Source organism: Streptomyces sp. NPDC059897, assembly GCF_042730865.1.
Taxonomy (GTDB): domain Bacteria; phylum Actinomycetota; class Actinomycetes; order Streptomycetales; family Streptomycetaceae; genus Streptomyces.
Window position 1 is genome coordinate 258,080 of sequence record NZ_JBHWKQ010000006.1, and the last position, 15,446, is coordinate 273,525.

The window sequence follows — 15,446 nt, forward strand, 5'->3', positions numbered from 1 at the left end:
CTTGGGCGATGGGTGGGTACGGCTGAAGCTCAGATGAACTTCTGGCCCGCGAGGAACTCGGCGAGCTGCTTGCCGCCCTCGCCCTCGTCCTTGACGATCGTGCCCGCGGTGCGCGCCGGACGCTCGTCCGCGGAAGCGACCTTCGTCCAGGCACCCTCGAGGCCGACCTGCTCGGCCTCCAGGTCCAGGTCCTCCAGGTCCCACGCCTCGACCGGCTTCTTCTTCGCCGCCATGATCCCCTTGAACGAGGGGTAGCGGGCCTCACCCGACTGGTCCGTCACCGACACCACGGCCGGAAGGGACGCCTCGAGCTGCTCGGAGGCGGTGTCACCGTCACGGCGCCCCGTCACCTTGCCGCCGGCGACCGCGACCTCGGACAGCAGCGTCACCTGCGGCACACCCAGCCGCTCGGCGACCAGCGCCGGCACGATGCCCGCCGTGCCGTCCGTGGACGCCATACCGGAGACCACCAGGTCGAAGCCGGCCTTCTCGATCGCCTTCGCCAAAACGAGCGAGGTACCGATCGCGTCCGTGCCGTGCAGGTCGTCGTCCTCCACGTGGATCGCCTTGTCCGCACCCATCGACAGCGCCTTGCGCAGCGCGTCCTTCGCGTCCTCGGGACCCACGGTCAGGACCGTGACCTCCACGTCGTCATCGGAGTTCTCCGAGATCTGCAGCGCCTGCTCCACCGCGTACTCGTCCAGCTCCGACAGCAGACCGTCGACATCGTCACGGTCCAACGTCAGGTCATCGGCGAAACCCCGGTCGCCCGTGGCGTCCGGCACGTACTTCACGGTGACAACGATCCTCAAGCTCACGCCGACTCCTCCACTGCCCTGCTGCCCTACTGCAGTCGTCCAACTACTTCCGCCAACGTATGGCACTCAGTTCCCTCTGTAAAGGTACCTAGTGCCATGAGGGGTGGTCCGGTGTTACGTTCCCGGCATGAGCGAGGCACGCGAGGTCAACGGGGCACAGAAGAAGGCACCCATGCGGGAGGTGCTGGCCGAGGCGGCGTTCCAGCTGTTCACGGAGCGCGGGTTCGAGCGGACGACCGTGGACGACATCGTGGCGCGGGCCGGGGTCGGGCGGCGGTCGTTCTTCCGCTACTTCCCGTCCAAGGAGGACGCGGTCTTCCCGGACCACGAGAGCTGCCTCGCCGACATGACGGCGTTCCTCGACGCCGCGAGCGACGAGAGCGACGCCGTGGACGTGGTGTGCGACGCCGCCTGCCTGGTGCTGCGCGTCTACTCCACGAACCCCGAATTCTCCGTGCAGCGCTACAAGTTGACCCGCGAGGTGCCGGGCCTGCGGACCTACGAACTGTCCGTCGTGCGGCGCTACGAGCGGATGCTCGCCGGGTATCTGCGGCGGCGCTGGGCCGATGCCGCAGACGCTTCGCTGCGGGCCGAGGTGGTGGCCGCCTCCGTCGTCGCCGCGCACAACAACGGCCTGCGCTCCTGGCTGCGTTCGGGCGGCGAGGGCGACGCCGAGGACGCGGTCGACCGCGCGCTGCGGCTCGTGCGGCGGACCTGGGGGGAGGGGGCCGCCGGCGCGGGTGCGCCCGAGCCCCAACAGGAGGACGTCGTCGTGATGGTGGCGACCAAGGGTGCCCCGATGTGGCGGGTCATCCAGCGGGTGGAATCGGCGCTGCGGGACGACTGAGAGACGCCCGGGAACGGAGCCCGAAGCAACTTGATGGTACTCAGTGTCTTTACCGCCTGGCACTGAGTGTCATACGCTGACAGGGCGTCGAGGCACTGCCGCCCGGCGCGCGCCGGCGAGTGCGGGAGGCCGAAGGATGTCAGTGATGTCAGGGACGTTCACGAGCGGCATCGGCGTCATGGCGCCGAAGGGTGGCGAGGGCGTCAAGGGTGCCCCGCACGGTTCGGTCGGTAGCGACGGTGCGGACGCCGACACGGGATTCGCCTACCAGCGCTGCCGTTGGTGTCGTACCCCGTCCTTCCGGCGGCTGTTGTGTCCGGTCTGCGCGTCGAGCGAGTTGAAGACCGAGCACAGTGCGGGTCCCGGCGTCGTGGTCCAGTCCCGCGTCGTCCACCGCGGCACCGGAGTCGCGCGCAATGAGGCACTGGTCCGCTTCCCCGAGGACTTCGTCGTGCCCTGCCGCATCGTGGGCACCGCACCGCACATGGTGTGGCTCGGTGCCACCGTGCGCCCCGTGGCGAACGCGGCCGCCGACTCCGGCGAGGTCTTCTTCGAGCTCGAGGACGACTTCGCCGTCGACTACGACCTGCGCTGAACCCGGCGACCCGTACCGACTGACGATCGTCGTTGCCGCTCAGGCCCCGCCGGCCCCCGCGGCCTCCTCGGCGATCCGGTCGAACTGCGCGCCCATCGCCTCGGCCAGGGCCTGCGCGGCGGACAGCGGACGCACCATCACCATGAAGTCGTCGATGAGGCCGTCCTCGTCGAAGTGCAGGAAGTCGGCGCCGGTGATCTTCCGGTCGCCGACCCGCGCCTCGAAGACGAGCACGTGGTCCCGCCCCTCGGCGTCGCCGATCTCCCGCACGTAGCGGAAGTCCTCGAAGACGCGGGTGACACCGCGCAGGATCGCCGCGGTGATCGCCTTGCCCGGGTAGGGCTTGAATACGACGGGGCTGGTGAAGACGACGTTCTCGGCCAGCATGGCCTCGACCGCGTCGAGATCGTCCTTCTCCACGGCCGCACGGAAAGGATGCATGGGTGCCACCTCGGTTCCTCGCCCATCGACTTCATAGGCAACAAGTTGAATAGGTGCGGGTGACAGTAATCGCATCGCTGTATGGTGTCCACATGTCGCTCAAGTACGCCGTCCTGTCCGCGCTGCTGGAAGGCGAGGCCTCCGGCTACGACCTGGCGAAGATCTTCGACGTCTCGGTGTCGAACTTCTGGGCGGCGACGCCCCAGCAGCTCTACCGGGAGCTGGAGCGGCTGACCGCCGACGGGCTGATCGACGCCCGGGTGGTGCCGCAGGAGCGCAGGCCGAACAAGCGGATGTTCACGCTGTCCGCGGCCGGCCGCGCCGGCCTCGCGGCGTTCACGCGGCGGCAGCCCAGGCCGCTCGCGCTGCGCGACGAACTCATGGTGCAGGTGCAGGCCGTCGACGTCGGTGAACTCGCCGCCGTCCGGGCGCACATCGAGGAGCGCATGGACTGGGCGCGCGGGAAGCTCGCCCGCTACGAGCGGGTGCGGCGGCATCTGCTCGGCGAACTGGACGAGGACGACTTCCTCGCCGACGGGGAGCGGATCGGCCCCTATCTGACACTGCTGCGCGGCATCTCCTTCGAGGAGGAGAACCTGCGCTGGGGGCGGCGCGTCCTGGAGATCCTGGAGCGGCGCGCCGCCCGCTCCGCTCAGCCCTCCGGGTCCCCGGAGGGCTCGGGCTCCTTGAGCTGAAGCCCGTTCTCCCAGATCTTGTTGAGCGTCGTCACCAGCTTCTCGTACGGGATGCGCTGGCCGAGGACGAAGACCAGGTACGCCATGCGGCTCACCATGACCGACAGGGCGTGCGCCGTCACCAGCGGGTCGAGGGCCGGGTCGGCCGCGCCCGCGTCCTGAAGGGAGCGGATCAGCTTGGCGTTGCGGCGCGCGAACGCGTTGCCCCGCTCGATGCGCAGCTGCTTGAACGTCTCGTCGACCTGCGCGACCTGCTCGAAGAGCGCCATGAGGCGGGCGTTCTTCTTGTAGGCGCGCAGATACTCGCGGTTCGACGCGTCGATCATCTCGCGCGGATCGGTGATGCCGGTGCGCTCGCGCAGATGCGGGTGGAGCATCTCCTCCTGCACCTGCGCCACGAGCGCCTGGAAGATCTCTTCCTTGCTGTTGAAGTACGTGTAGAACGAGCCGGACGCGACATGTGCGGCCTTGGAGATGTCCGTGATCCGGGCGTCGAGATACCCGTCGCGCTCGAACACCTCGCGGGCGGCGGCGACCAGCGCGTTGCGCGTGCGGACGCCGCGGGCGCTGCGCGGTGTGATGGGTTGCTTCTGTCCGCCGTCTGCGGCCGGGGCGTGGGCAGCCAACGCGGGTCCCTCCGTTCGTGTTTCCACTGGTGGGCGAACATTCCTCAGAGGGTGTGCACCCACCGGTGGCTGCGGATCGTATCAGCCGACATCCGCGAGGAACTCCAGGAGAGCGGAGCTGACCGCGCCGGCCCGCTCCTGCTGGATCCAGTGCCCCGCCCCGTCGAGCACGACGCGCCCGCGCAGATCGGTCAGCACCTCCTCGAGCCGGTCGGCGGGCATGAACCGGCCCACCGGGTCCGCGGACCCGGTGACGAACAGGGAGGGGCAGTCGATGGTGCGTCCGGCGAGGCGCTCCGTCAGCTCCCAGGTGCGGTCCATGTTCCGGTAGTAGTTGAGGCCGCCGGTGAACCCGGTGCGCTCGAACTCCTCGACGTAATAGGCGAGTTCCTCCTCGCTCAGCCACGGCGCCGGCGGGAAGTTCTCGTCCGGGCGCCCGGCCCACTCGGCGGACCAGATCTCCCGTGTCACCAGCGTCCTGCGCACGTTCTGCGCGAGGGCGCGGTCGGCGACACCCGACTCCTGGAACCACACCATGTAGAAGGCGTCGCCGAGCCGCCGCCGCATGACGGGCAGCGGCGCCACGGGGGAGCGGGGCGCCACCGGCACGCTCATCCCGACCACACCCCGCACCCGCTCCGGGTGCGCGAGCGCCATCTGCCACACCACCTGCGCACCCCAGTCGTGCCCCACGAACACCGCGTCGTCCGCGCCCACGGCATCGAGCAGCCCGACGAGGTCCCCACAGATGGTGAGCGTGTCGTACGCGTCGACATCCTCAGGCCGCGAGCTGCCGCCGAACCCCCGCATGTCGGGGGCGAGCACCCGGTACCCCGCGGCGCCGAGCGCGAGCACCTGATGGCGCCACGAGAAGGCCAGCTCCGGGAAGCCGTGGCAGAGCACCACCAGCGGCTTGTCGTGCTGGTCGGCATTGGCCGGGCCGTGCTCGAAGACGCGCAGCGAGATCCCGTTCACGTCGACCTGCCGAGAGGCCACGCGCTTCCACTCGGTCACGGGGGAGGGGGTGGTCATCTGGGCAACTCCTCGAACTCGGCACCGGGTGACAACTTGAACAGTCCCTGTTCAAGGGCATGTTCAAGGTATTGAAGTTGACGTTGGGTTCAAATATACAGGGGGGCGGCCGCAGGCCACAGCGGTCGTGACATGTCCGGACGACGGAGGAGCCCCGCACGTGAATCCGCCCACCGCACAGCCCAGAAAAGGCTCCGAGCAGGCAGCCGCCGGGACAGCTCCGGCGCGCGCCTCGGGCAAGCTACTTGCCGCCGGACTCATCGGAAGTTCCATCGAGTGGTACGACTTCTTTCTCTACGGGACGGCCGCCGCGCTGGTCTTCCCGCAGGTCTTCTTCCCCGACTCCTCGGCGCTGACCGGCACCCTGCTGTCGTTCAGCACGTTCTGGGCGGGCTTCGTCGCCCGGCCGATCGGCGGAGTCGTCGCGGGACACCTCGGCGACCGGCACGGCCGCAAGGCGATGGTCGTCCTGTCCATGGCGCTGATGGGCGCCTGTACGTTCCTCATCGGCTGTCTGCCGGGCGCCGGGGTCCTGGGCGCCGCCGCGCCGCTGCTCCTGGTGCTGCTGCGCTTCGTGCAGGGCCTCGCCTGCGGCGCCCAGTGGGGCGGCATCGCGCTGCTGCTCACCGAGTCCGCCTCACCCAAACGCAAGGGATACGCGGGCACCTTCGGGCAGATGGGTGTCTCGATCGGAGTGTGCCTCGGCAACGGGGTCTTCCTCCTCTCGAGCGCGGTCACCTCGGACGAGGCGTTCCTGAGCTGGGGGTGGCGCATCCCGTTCCTGGTGAGCGCCGTGCTGCTGCCCGTCGTGATGTACGTGCAGAACAAGGTCGAGGACTCGCCCGAGTTCCGGGCCATGGCCGAGCAGGCCGCCGCGAAGAGCGACAAGGAGAAGGTGGCCCGGGCGCCCGTCGTCGAGGTGATCCGCACCAAGTGGCGCACCGTGCTGCTCGCGGCGGGACTCCTCGCCGGCACCAACTGCCTCTTCTACATCAGCATCGCGGGTGTCATCAGCTACGCCGCCGAGCACCTCGGCCTCGACAAGGACTCCATCCTCCTGGTCGCGCTCCCGGTGACCGCCGTCGGCGCCCTGTTCGTGCTGTGGGCGGGGTGGCTGTCCGACCGGGTCGGACGCAGGCCCGCCGTGCTCGTCGGGGCCGCGATCATCGTGTTGTGGGCGTTCCCCTACTTCTGGCTGGTCAACACCGGTTCCCTGCTGTGGCTCGGCGTCGCCGTCCTGATCGGCGGGTTCGGCCAGTCCCTCACGTACGGGCCGCTCGCCGCGTACATCGGTGAACTCTTCGAGCCGCGCGTGCGCTACTCCGGTGCCTCGCTCGCCTACCAGCTCGCCGCCCTCACCATCAGCGGCGGCACCCCGCTCATCATGACCGCGATCGTCGGCGGCACCGGCGGCACCACCTGGGTGTCCGTGTTCGTCGCGGTGATGGGCCTGCTCACCTTCGGCTGCGCCTATGTGCTGCGCGAGACCAACCCGCGCGAGGTGCGCGAGGACCCGACAGCGGTGCCGGGCACCGTGGAAGGAGCGCGAACGTGACGACGACCGAGCAGGACCTGGCGTATGCCGAGCGGCGGGGCGCCGTCACCGTGGTGACGCTCAACCGTCCCGACCGGCTCAACGCCTGGACCAATGAGCTGGAGGACCGCTACTTCGCGCTCCTCGACGAGGCGGAGGCCGACCCCGAGGTGCGCGCGGTCGTCGTGACCGGGGCGGGCCGCGGGTTCTGCGCGGGCGCCGACATGGCCGAGCTGGCGCGGATCGACTCGGCCGACGCGGCGAGCGAGGAACGGCCGAAGAGGGAGCGGCCCCGCTGGTTCCCGCTGACCCTGCGCAAGCCGCTGATCGGCGCGATCAACGGGGCGGCGGCGGGCCTCGGCCTCGTCGAGGCGCTGTACTTCGACATCCGGTTCAGTACGCCGGACGCCAAGTTCACCACGTCGTTCGCGCGCCGCGGGCTGATCGCCGAGTACGGGATCGCGTGGCTGCTCCCGCGTGTCATTGGGCCCGCACGCGCGGCGGACCTGCTGTTCTCGGGGCGGGTCGTGCGCGGCACGGAGGCGTACGAGATGGGGCTCGTCAACCGGGTCGTCGGGCAGGACGCGCTGCTCGACGAGGCCGTCGCCTACGCCACGGAGCTCGCGACCTGGTGCTCGCCGGCATCGATCAGCGTGATGAAGCAGCAGCTCAGCGAGGCGTTCGAGACGGACTTCGAGGGGGCGGCGCGCAGGGCAGAGGCGCTCATGGAGGAGTCGTTCGGGCGGCCCGACGCGGCGGAGGGTGTACGGAGCTATCTGGAGGGGCGGGAGCCGGTGTTTCGGCCGTTGGGGCCGACCTGACTCGAGGGAGCGGTCACCCCGGCGCGGGGTCGCGGGGCTCTGCCCCGGGCCCCGCTGCTCAATCGCCGCAGGGGCTCGAAAATACCCACCGTGGCGGCGGCCCGTCGTTGCTGCGGCCTGGAATCTCATTCGGAAAGGTTCCGCATGACCAACGCCTCCGCATCCATCTGGACCCACGCCGCCTCCGCCCCCGACCGGATCGCACTGCGCGGTTCGGCGTCCGCTGTCTGGACATACGGGCAGCTGCGTGAACGCGCCTCGGCCGTACGGGAGTTGCTGGACGCGCACGGCGTCCGGCCCGGTGACCGCGTGCTGCTCGTCGCGCCGTCCGTGCCCGAGTTCGCCATGGCGTACTACGGGGTCCTGGCCTCGGGAGCCATCGCGGTCACGGCCAACACCATGGCCACCGAGCGCGAGTTGACGTACCTGGGACGGGACGCCGACGTGCGGCTCGTGCTGGCGTGGAGTGCGCTCGCCCCGGTGTCCCGCCGCACCGCCGACGAACTTGGCGTGCCCTTCCGGGAGTTGAGCGCAGGGCTGGGCGGGATCGCGACCGCCGCAGCCACCCCCGAACCGATCCCCGCCGAAGCCCACGACACCGCCGCCCTCCTCTACACCTCCGGAACCACGGGCAAACCCAAGGGTGCCCAGCTCACCCACGGCAATCTCGAATCCTGCGCCGCGATCTTCTGCGACATCCACGCCATCGGCCCCGACGACCGCGCCGTCACCGGGCTCCCGCTCTTCCACGTGTTCGGGCAGGCCTGCGTGATGGGGACGGCCATGCGCGCGGGCGGCTCCCTCACCCTGCTCGAACGGTTCGACGCCGGGGCGATGGCGGCGCTCATCCGGCGCGACCGGCCCACCTTCATCGCCGGCGTGCCGACCATGTGGAACGCGCTGCTGAGGGCCACCGACGACGCGCAGGCCGACTTCGCGGGCCTGCGGCTCGCCTCCTCCGGTGGTGCCTCCCTGCCCGTCGAGGTCATGCGGGCCTTCGAGGAACGGTTCGGCTGCACCATCGTCGAGGGGTACGGACTCACCGAGACGACTGGCGCGGGGACCTGTCACCTCGCGGGCGAACCGGCCAGTCCGGGGACGGTCGGGCGCGCCCTGCCGGGCTGCGAGGTCGCCGTGCGCGACGACGCGGGCGCCGAGCTGCCGCCGGGGGAGGTGGGTGAGGTGCACATCAAGGGACCCGTCGTCATGAAGGGGTACTGGAACCGGCCCGACGCGACCGGCGAGGCTCTCGACGCCGACGGCTGGCTGCGGACCGGTGACCTCGGATCCCTCGACGCCGCGGGCGATCTGCGCATCGTCGACCGCAAGAAGGACCTCGTCATCCGCGGCGGCTACAACGTGTATCCGCGCGAGGTCGAAGAGGTGCTGTACGAGCATCCCGACATCGTCGAGGCCGCCGTCATCGGAGTGCCCGACCCGCACTACGGCGAGGAGGTCGCGGCCGTCGTCGCCCTGCGCCCCGGCGCCGATGCCCTCGATGTGCGGGCGCTGCGGTCCTGGGCCAAGGAGCGATTGTCCGCGTACAAGGTGCCCCATCTGCTCGCCGTGGTCGACGAGTTGCCGAAGGGGGCCACCGGAAAGATCCTCAAGCGCGCCATCGACCCGGCCGTCGTCAGGGCTCTCTAGAACTTGACGTCGGATTCAAGTACGGTGAGTGGCACGCACCGGGTGGGACGAAGGAAGCGAAGGAGCGGACAGCGGGATGTTGATCAACGACAAGGTCGCGATCGTGACCGGAGCCGCCGGGGGGATCGGCGCCGCCGTGGCCCAGCGCCTGCTGGAGGCCGGCGCCCGAGGTGTGCTGCTCACCGACCTCGACGCGGGCCGCCTGGACGAGACCGTGCGGCGGCTCGCCGGGAGCCACGAAGGACGCGTGGCGGGCCTGGCCGGGGACGCGGGCGACACCGAGCACCTGCGCGGCCTCATCGCGGCGGCGGAGGAAGGCTTCGGGCCCGTCGACCTGTACTTCGCCAACGCCGGGATCAGCGGCGGCGCCGGTCTCGACGCCTCCGAGGAGGAGTGGGACCGCGCGCTCGACATCAACGTGAAGGCGCATGTGCGCGCCGCGAAGCTCCTCGTGCCGGGCTGGGTCGAGCGGGGTGAGGGCTACTTCTTCTCCACCGCGTCCGCCGCCGGCCTGCTCACGCAGATCGGCTCGGCGACGTACTCCGTCAGCAAGCACGCCGCCGTCGCCTTCTCCGAGTGGCTCTCGGTCACGTACGGGGACGAGGGTGTGCGCGTCAGCTGTCTGTGCCCGCAGGGTGTCGAGACCGAGCTGCTGATGGCGGGCACCCGTTCCGCCGACCCCACCGAGCAGGCCGCGGCCCGCGCCGTGCTGGACGCCGGGAACCTGCTCAAGCCGCTCGATGTCGCCGACGAGGTGCTCGCGGCCGTCGCCGACGAGCGCTTCCTCGTCCTCCCGCACCCGCAGGTGCTCGACTTCTACCGCCACAAGGGCAGCGATTACGACCGCTGGCTGCGCGGCATGCGCCGTTACCAGAAGTCCGTGCGATGACCGCGCGCAGCGCCGTCCTCTTCGACTTCGGCGGTGTCCTCACCACAAGCCTCATCGACGCCTTCGAGTATCTCGGGCGCGAACTCACCGGTGAACCCGGCCTGTTGCTGCGCCTGCTGACGCACGACAAGGAGAGCAGCGCCCTGCTCGTCGAGCACGAGAAGGGCCTCATCGGACAGGCCGAGTTCGAGGAGGGCTTCGCCGCCCGGCTGCGTGCCCACGGCGCGGACGTCGAGGCCGCCGGTCTCGTCACCCGCATGCAGGCGAACCTGCGACCCGACCCCGACATGGTCGCCCTCGTCGCGAAGCTGCGTGCCGAAGGGCACCGCGTCGGACTGCTCTCCAACTCCCTCGGCGACGACTGCTACGCGGGCTTCGACCTGCCCGCGCTCTTCGACGCCGTCACCATCTCCGGCGAGATCGGCGTCCGCAAACCCTCGCGGCGCGCCTACGCCATCGCCTGCGAACGCCTCGGCGTCGCACCCGAACAGACCGTCATGGTCGACGACCTGGAACAGAACATCACGTCCGCGGCCCGCATCGGCATCGCCGGGGTCGTCCACCGCGACGCCGCCACGACATCCGCCGAACTCGACCGCCTGCTGGGCGCGTCGAGCCGCGTGTGACACCGTACGAAAAGACTTCGGAGGGACCACCCATGTACGAACAGACCGCCAGGGGCAAGGAGTACCAGGAGAAGCTGCTCGCCTTCATGGACGAGCACATCTACCCGGCCGAGGCCGTCTACGCCGCGCAGATGGCGGAGTCCGGCGACCCGCACTTCCACCCGCCGGTCATCGAGGAGCTGAAGACCGAGGCGAAGAAGCGCGGCCTGTGGAACCTGTTCAGCCCGCACCCCGAGTGGGGCCCCGGGCTCACCAACCTCGAGTACGCGCCGCTCGCCGAGATCATGGGCCGCAGCGCGGGCCTCGCCCCCGAGGCCACCAACTGCAACGCGCCGGACACCGGCAACATGGAGGTCCTCACCCTCTTCGGCACCGAGGAGCACAAGGAGAAGTGGCTCAAGCCGCTGCTCAACGGTGAGATCGCCTCCGCGTTCGCCATGACCGAGCCCGCCGTGGCCAGCTCCGACGCCAGCAACATCCAGATGCGGATGGAGCGCGACGGCGACGACTACGTCCTCAACGGCCGCAAGTGGTGGACGTCCAACGCCCTGCACCCCAACTGCAAGGTCCTCATCGTCATGGGCAAGACGGACCCCGACGGGCCCGCCTTCCACCAGCAGTCGATGATGGTCGTGCCGATCGACACCCCCGGCGTCACCATCGTGCGCGGCCTGCCCGTCTTCGGGTACCAGGACCGCGAGGGCCACGCCGAGGTGCTCTTCGAGAACGTACGGGTCCCGGCCACCGCCCTGCTCTCCGGCGAGGGCGACGGCTTCATGATCAGCCAGGCCCGGCTCGGCCCCGGCCGCATCCACCACTGCATGCGCGCCATCGGCATGGCCGAGCGCGCCCTCGACCTGATGATCGACCGGGCCCAGGCCCGTACGACCTTCGGCTCCCCGGTCGCCGACCGCGGCAACATCCAGGACTGGATCGCCGAGGCCCGCATCGAGATCGACATGGCGCGACTGCTCACGCTCAAGGCCGCCCACCTGATGGACACCGTCGGCAACAAGGAGGCGCGCACCGAGATCGCCGCGATCAAGGTCGCCGCTCCGAACGTCGCGCTGAAGATCGTCGACCGCGCCATTCAGGTGCACGGCGGCGGCGGCGTCTCCGACGACTTCCCGCTCGCCAGCATGTACGCGCACCTGCGCACCCTGCGCCTGGCCGACGGCCCCGACGAGGTGCACAAGCGGACGATCGCCCGGCGCGAGCTGCGCCGCCGGCAGAAGGAACGGGGTGAGAAGTGACCTCTTCCCTTGAGGGGAAGGTCGCGGTGGTGACCGGCGCGTCGCGAGGCATCGGCCTCGCGGCGGCCGGCGCCCTGCGCGACCGCGGCGCCCGCGTCGTGGTGACCTCGCGCGACGAGGACCGAGCGAAGGAAGCGGCACGTCGACTCGGCGACGGCGTCGAGGGGTTCGGGGCGCACGCCACCGACGAGGACGCCGCCCGCGCCTGCGTCGAGCACGTCGTGGCGACGTACGGCCGCCTCGACGTCCTCGTCAACAACGCCGGTACGAACCCGGCGTACGGCCCGATCGTCGACCAGGACCACGCGCGCTTCGCCAAGACCATGGACGTCAACCTGTGGGCGCCGATCCTGTGGACGTCGCTCGCCGTGCGGGCCTGGATGGGTGAACACGGCGGGAGCGTCGTCAACACTGCCTCCATCGGGGGACTTTCGGTCGCCAAGGACGTCGGGATCTACCACGTCTCGAAGGCCGCCCTCATCCACCTCACCAAGCACCTCGCCCTCGAACTCGGCCCCAAGGTACGGGTGAACGCCATCGCCCCCGGCGTCGTGCGCACCCGCCTCGCCGAGGCGCTGTGGCAGGACAACGAGGAGGCCGTCGCGGGCGCGACACCGCTCGGCCGGATCGGCGAACCCGAGGACATCGGCGAGGCGGTCGCCTTCCTCGCCGGGGAGGGCGCCCGCTGGATCACCGGGGAGACCCTCGTCGTCGACGGCGGGCAACTGGTCGGCTCCGGCCCGCTGTAACGGCGTGATGGATGGGGGTGGTCCTCCAGGTGAAGCGTGCGCGAGGATGGAGGCATGACCGCGGCCCAGCGCGCCATGACCGAGCTCGGAACATGGCCGACCCTGGTAAGTGGCCCGCCCCAGTGCTCGGTTGGGCATGCGTTCCGCGCGGCGGGCCACGACCTTGTGCACTTCCATGCCGACGACTGCGCGGATCTGTATCTGACGTCGTCGGCCGTGCAGCGACTGCTGCCCCAATTGCGACACAACAGTGCCATCAGGGTGCAACCGGGGGCCTCCTGGATTACCGTGCTTCTCGAATGCGACACGGATGTGCAGCTGTTGCTGAGCCTGGTGAGCGTCGCCCTGAAGGAACACGATGCGCACGCCACCCCTTCACCTCCGTGTGACTGGGAGCGCTGTTAGCGACGAGAGGCGAGCGCCGATGCGCAAGATCGTTTTCATGATGGGCATCTCCCTCGACGGCTATATGGAGGGCCCCGGCCGGGACATCGGCTGGCACCGGGTCGACGAGGAACTGCACCAGCACATGAACGATGTGTGCGGCTCCTTCGGCGGCATCCTGGCCGGCCGCGTCACGCACGAGCTCATGGCCGACTACTGGCCCACGGCCGACAAGGACCCCGAGGCATCACCCGCCACCGCCGAATTCGCGGGCATCTGGCGCGAGATCCCGAAGATCGTGTTCTCCCGGACGCTGAAGCCGGGGCCCGCCGAGTGGCACACCACGGTCATGCCGGAGGTGGCGCCCGAGGCGATCCGCGCGCTCAAGGAACAGTCCGGCGGTGACCTGGTCATCGACGGGGCGAATCTGGCGCGGACCTTCCTCGACCACGACCTCGTGGACGAGTTCCGGGTGTACGTGCACCCGGTCATGATCGGCACGGGCACTCCCATGTTCCACCCGGCGGAGAGCTTCGCCGTGCGCCCCCTGCGTCTCGCGGAGACGCACACGTTCGGCAACGGGGTCGTCCTGCTGCGGCACGAGCGCGACCGGGGCTGAGCGATATCGCCGTGGGCGAAGTGCGGGGCGCGGGCCTCCCGCGCCCTCGTACGGTGGGCCGATGAGCATCCAGGAGAGCCCGCGCCCCCGTCCCGCTCCGTCCCAGGAGCCACTGTGGCGCCATGTCGTCGGCGGGGTGCTGCGGCGCCGCAGGCGGGCGCAGGGGCGGACGCTGCAGGACGTGGCGGACGTCGCCGGGATCTCCATGCCCTACCTGTCGGAGATCGAGCGCGGGCGCAAGGAGCCGTCGTCGGAGATGCTGGCCGCCGTGGCGGGAGCGCTCGGGCTCGGGCTCGTCGACGTACTGGCCCTCGCACAGGGCGAGTTGGCGCACGCGGCGCGACCGGTCCGGCTGGTCTCCGCCACTGGTGTCACCGTGTCCGGGCGGGGCTCGCGGGGCACGGTCTGCCTCGCCGCCTGACCCGGGCTCAGGGCTCTTCTGACGGATCTTGCTGGAGTCGCGGACCCTGGCACGCACTCCCCCAAGCTCTTAAGGAGCAGGGGGGACCCCCTTCGGCGTTGTCGTCGGTTGCCAACTCCCCCACCCTCGAACCAGGCTCCGCCAGGCTCGGGCGGGAGGTGCCCCCTTCGCGTTGACGCCCTCCTCCGCCTTGCAGCTGCACGCACCAGGCCCCGCTCACCGGCACCGCACGTGGCGGCCTCACGCATCCAGCCTGATCCGTCAGAAGGGCCCTAGCCTTCCTCGAGGTGGCGCCGCAGCACCGGCACATGGCTGTGCTCGATGTCCTTCACCGACGTCACGAGCGTCACCGGGCCCTGCTTCGCCAGGCCGCGCACCCGCTCCACGAGTTCGGCGCGCTCCGGTTCGGCCAGCTCCGCCGCATAGCGTTCGGCGAACGAGTCGTAGCGGTCCGCCTTGTCCGCGTGGTACCAGGAGCGCAGCTCCTTCGACGGCGCGATGTCCTTCAGCCACTCGTCGACGTCGGCGCGCTCCTTAGAGACGCCGCGCGGCCAGAGCCGGTCGACCAGCAGGCGGGTGCCGTCGGCCGGGGCGGCCGGATCGTAGACCCGGCGGACGGCGAAGGATCCGGAGCCATGATGTGCGGTCATGGGCCCATTGTGCTGCGTACGCCCGCGGTGCGCCGTGGGTGCGAGGGAGGGCCGGGCGTCAGCCGTTCGGCCCATGCGCGATGGCGGAGCCCGAGGTTCCGTAGCGACAGTCGAGCATGACCCAAGCACCGTACGACCCGCAGACTCCCCACCGGACGCCCGGCGGCGACGCCCCGCTGGGGCAGGGGCCGCTCGGCAGACTCGCCCAGTCCGCCTGGCAGGCCGTGCTGCTCATGGGCATCGCCTCGGTGATCCTCGGCGTGCTCGTCCTGTCCTGGCCGGGCGCGTCGCTGCGCGTGGCAGGCGTCCTGTTCGGCGTGTACCTGCTGGTGAGCGGCATCTTCCAGCTCGTCGCCGCGTTCGGTACGCACGCGACGGCCGGGATGCGTGTCATCGGCTTCATCAGCGGCGCCCTCTCGGTGCTCCTCGGCCTGTTCTGCTTCCGCGACGCGATGGAGTCGACGCTGCTGCTCGCCCTGTGGATCGGCATCGGCTGGCTGTTCCGCGGCATCACGCAGACCGTCGCCGCGGCCTCCGACCCCGCCATGCCCACCCGCGGCTGGCAGATCTTCCTCGGTGTCATCACCGCGCTCGCCGGTGTCGTCCTGATCGTGTCGCCGTTCGAGACCCTGGCGGTGCTCACGCTGGTCACCGGCATCTGGCTGCTCGTGGTCGGCTTCGTGGAGATCGGCACGTCGTTCGCGGTCCGCAAGCGGGCCAAGGACATCCCCTCCGGGGTGTGACCGCGGCCGACCCGGCGCGCAGCGCATAAGGCGAGGGCCCCGCTGATCCAGCGGGG

At 70.3% G+C, this 15,446-nt stretch carries 19 protein-coding genes; 14 read left to right on the forward strand and 5 right to left on the reverse strand.

What is annotated here, in order from left to right; genetic code table 11:
* Window positions 1-29: 29 nt before the first annotated feature.
* A complete protein-coding gene (locus ACFV9W_RS10140; RefSeq protein WP_385757465.1) occupies window positions 30-818 on the reverse strand; it encodes an electron transfer flavoprotein subunit beta/FixA family protein in 789 nt (262 codons plus the stop codon).
* A 172-nt stretch (window positions 819-990) separates the two neighbouring features.
* On the opposite strand from ACFV9W_RS10140, the gene ACFV9W_RS10145 reads away from it, so the two are divergent.
* Together ACFV9W_RS10145 and ACFV9W_RS10150 are read left to right on the forward strand one after the other, a co-directional pair.
* Window positions 991-1,665, forward strand: coding sequence for a TetR family transcriptional regulator (locus tag ACFV9W_RS10145; RefSeq protein ID WP_385757540.1), 675 nt, complete (start codon window positions 991-993; stop codon window positions 1,663-1,665).
* 145 nt (window positions 1,666-1,810) lie between these two features.
* A complete protein-coding gene (locus tag ACFV9W_RS10150) occupies window positions 1,811-2,260 on the forward strand; it encodes a Zn-ribbon domain-containing OB-fold protein (RefSeq protein ID WP_385757467.1) in 450 nt (149 codons plus the stop codon).
* A gap of 39 nt (window positions 2,261-2,299) precedes the next feature.
* Here the strand turns inward: ACFV9W_RS10150 and ACFV9W_RS10155 are convergent, their stop codons facing one another.
* Complete coding sequence (locus tag ACFV9W_RS10155; RefSeq protein WP_385757470.1) at window positions 2,300-2,701, reverse strand: nuclear transport factor 2 family protein; 402 nt, start codon at window positions 2,699-2,701, stop codon at window positions 2,300-2,302.
* Window positions 2,702-2,793: 92 nt separating this feature from the next.
* Here ACFV9W_RS10155 and ACFV9W_RS10160 point away from each other — a divergent pair, with 92 nt between their 5' ends.
* Window positions 2,794-3,396, forward strand: a complete 603-nt coding sequence (locus ACFV9W_RS10160) for a PadR family transcriptional regulator (protein ID WP_385757473.1) — start codon at window positions 2,794-2,796, stop codon at window positions 3,394-3,396.
* Here ACFV9W_RS10160 and ACFV9W_RS10165 read toward each other — a convergent pair.
* Window positions 3,354-4,022 carry a TetR/AcrR family transcriptional regulator gene (locus tag ACFV9W_RS10165; protein ID WP_385757475.1) on the reverse strand — a complete coding sequence of 223 codons (669 nt, stop codon included), beginning with the start codon at window positions 4,020-4,022 and terminating at the stop codon, window positions 3,354-3,356. The two genes, ACFV9W_RS10160 and ACFV9W_RS10165, sit on opposite strands and share 43 nt — an antisense overlap.
* A gap of 81 nt (window positions 4,023-4,103) precedes the next feature.
* A complete protein-coding gene (locus ACFV9W_RS10170) occupies window positions 4,104-5,054 on the reverse strand; it encodes an alpha/beta fold hydrolase (RefSeq protein ID WP_385757478.1) in 951 nt (316 codons plus the stop codon).
* 160 nt (window positions 5,055-5,214) lie between these two features.
* Between ACFV9W_RS10170 and ACFV9W_RS10175 the strand changes: the two genes are divergently transcribed.
* The 10 genes from ACFV9W_RS10175 to ACFV9W_RS10220 all read left to right on the forward strand — a co-directional run bounded on the left by ACFV9W_RS10175 (window position 5,215) and on the right by ACFV9W_RS10220 (window position 13,997).
* Window positions 5,215-6,609, forward strand: coding sequence for an MFS transporter (locus ACFV9W_RS10175; protein ID WP_385757481.1), 1,395 nt, complete (start codon window positions 5,215-5,217; stop codon window positions 6,607-6,609).
* Window positions 6,606-7,409, forward strand: a complete 804-nt coding sequence (locus ACFV9W_RS10180) for an enoyl-CoA hydratase-related protein (protein WP_385757483.1) — start codon at window positions 6,606-6,608, stop codon at window positions 7,407-7,409. The genes ACFV9W_RS10175 and ACFV9W_RS10180 overlap by 4 nt, the downstream gene beginning before the upstream one ends.
* Window positions 7,410-7,553: 144 nt before the next feature.
* The gene (locus tag ACFV9W_RS10185) at window positions 7,554-9,056 is read left to right on the forward strand and encodes a long-chain fatty acid--CoA ligase (RefSeq protein WP_385757486.1); all 1,503 of its coding nucleotides are present in this window, start codon (window positions 7,554-7,556) and stop codon (window positions 9,054-9,056) included.
* Between the two features lie 76 nt (window positions 9,057-9,132).
* On the forward strand, window positions 9,133-9,945 hold the full coding sequence (locus ACFV9W_RS10190) for an SDR family oxidoreductase (RefSeq protein WP_385757489.1): 813 nt from the start codon (window positions 9,133-9,135) through the stop codon (window positions 9,943-9,945).
* The gene (locus ACFV9W_RS10195) at window positions 9,942-10,571 is read left to right on the forward strand and encodes an HAD family hydrolase (protein WP_385757491.1); all 630 of its coding nucleotides are present in this window, start codon (window positions 9,942-9,944) and stop codon (window positions 10,569-10,571) included. Before ACFV9W_RS10190 ends, ACFV9W_RS10195 begins: the two co-directional genes overlap by 4 nt.
* A gap of 32 nt (window positions 10,572-10,603) precedes the next feature.
* Complete coding sequence (locus tag ACFV9W_RS10200; protein ID WP_385757494.1) at window positions 10,604-11,824, forward strand: acyl-CoA dehydrogenase family protein; 1,221 nt, start codon at window positions 10,604-10,606, stop codon at window positions 11,822-11,824.
* Window positions 11,821-12,573 (forward strand): SDR family oxidoreductase, encoded by a 753-nt coding sequence (locus ACFV9W_RS10205; RefSeq protein WP_385757497.1) that lies wholly within the window; start codon window positions 11,821-11,823, stop codon window positions 12,571-12,573. The genes ACFV9W_RS10200 and ACFV9W_RS10205 overlap by 4 nt, the downstream gene beginning before the upstream one ends.
* 54 nt (window positions 12,574-12,627) lie before the next feature.
* Window positions 12,628-12,978: a luciferase family protein gene (locus ACFV9W_RS10210; protein ID WP_385757500.1), complete on the forward strand. Its 351-nt coding sequence runs from the start codon at window positions 12,628-12,630 to the stop codon at window positions 12,976-12,978.
* A 19-nt stretch (window positions 12,979-12,997) separates the two neighbouring features.
* The gene (locus ACFV9W_RS10215; protein ID WP_385757502.1) at window positions 12,998-13,576 is read left to right on the forward strand and encodes a dihydrofolate reductase family protein; all 579 of its coding nucleotides are present in this window, start codon (window positions 12,998-13,000) and stop codon (window positions 13,574-13,576) included.
* A gap of 61 nt (window positions 13,577-13,637) precedes the next feature.
* The gene (locus ACFV9W_RS10220; protein ID WP_385757505.1) at window positions 13,638-13,997 is read left to right on the forward strand and encodes a helix-turn-helix domain-containing protein; all 360 of its coding nucleotides are present in this window, start codon (window positions 13,638-13,640) and stop codon (window positions 13,995-13,997) included.
* 272 nt (window positions 13,998-14,269) lie between these two features.
* Here ACFV9W_RS10220 and ACFV9W_RS10225 read toward each other — a convergent pair whose 3' ends face one another.
* On the reverse strand, window positions 14,270-14,647 hold the full coding sequence (locus ACFV9W_RS10225) for a DUF488 domain-containing protein (protein ID WP_385757508.1): 378 nt from the start codon (window positions 14,645-14,647) through the stop codon (window positions 14,270-14,272).
* 116 nt (window positions 14,648-14,763) lie between these two features.
* On the opposite strand from ACFV9W_RS10225, the gene ACFV9W_RS10230 reads away from it, so the two are divergent.
* Window positions 14,764-15,390 carry an HdeD family acid-resistance protein gene (locus tag ACFV9W_RS10230; RefSeq protein WP_385757510.1) on the forward strand — a complete coding sequence of 209 codons (627 nt, stop codon included), beginning with the start codon at window positions 14,764-14,766 and terminating at the stop codon, window positions 15,388-15,390.
* The last annotated feature ends 56 nt before the right edge of the window (window positions 15,391-15,446 follow it).

Coding starts and splice junctions, on each gene's coding strand:
- ACFV9W_RS10160 (WP_385757473.1), top strand. CDS start 2,794: ATGTCGCTCAAGTACGCCGTCCTGTCCGCGCTGCTGGAAGGCGAGGCC.
- ACFV9W_RS10150 (WP_385757467.1), top strand. CDS start 1,811: ATGTCAGGGACGTTCACGAGCGGCATCGGCGTCATGGCGCCGAAGGGT.
- ACFV9W_RS10185 (WP_385757486.1), top strand. CDS start 7,554: ATGACCAACGCCTCCGCATCCATCTGGACCCACGCCGCCTCCGCCCCC.
- ACFV9W_RS10220 (WP_385757505.1), top strand. CDS start 13,638: ATGAGCATCCAGGAGAGCCCGCGCCCCCGTCCCGCTCCGTCCCAGGAG.
- ACFV9W_RS10225 (WP_385757508.1), bottom strand. CDS start 14,647: ATGACCGCACATCATGGCTCCGGATCCTTCGCCGTCCGCCGGGTCTAC.
- ACFV9W_RS10215 (WP_385757502.1), top strand. CDS start 12,998: ATGCGCAAGATCGTTTTCATGATGGGCATCTCCCTCGACGGCTATATG.
- ACFV9W_RS10155 (WP_385757470.1), bottom strand. CDS start 2,701: ATGCATCCTTTCCGTGCGGCCGTGGAGAAGGACGATCTCGACGCGGTC.
- ACFV9W_RS10230 (WP_385757510.1), top strand. CDS start 14,764: ATGACCCAAGCACCGTACGACCCGCAGACTCCCCACCGGACGCCCGGC.
- ACFV9W_RS10195 (WP_385757491.1), top strand. CDS start 9,942: ATGACCGCGCGCAGCGCCGTCCTCTTCGACTTCGGCGGTGTCCTCACC.
- ACFV9W_RS10190 (WP_385757489.1), top strand. CDS start 9,133: ATGTTGATCAACGACAAGGTCGCGATCGTGACCGGAGCCGCCGGGGGG.
- ACFV9W_RS10200 (WP_385757494.1), top strand. CDS start 10,604: ATGTACGAACAGACCGCCAGGGGCAAGGAGTACCAGGAGAAGCTGCTC.
- ACFV9W_RS10210 (WP_385757500.1), top strand. CDS start 12,628: ATGACCGCGGCCCAGCGCGCCATGACCGAGCTCGGAACATGGCCGACC.
- ACFV9W_RS10170 (WP_385757478.1), bottom strand. CDS start 5,054: ATGACCACCCCCTCCCCCGTGACCGAGTGGAAGCGCGTGGCCTCTCGG.
- ACFV9W_RS10145 (WP_385757540.1), top strand. CDS start 991: ATGCGGGAGGTGCTGGCCGAGGCGGCGTTCCAGCTGTTCACGGAGCGC.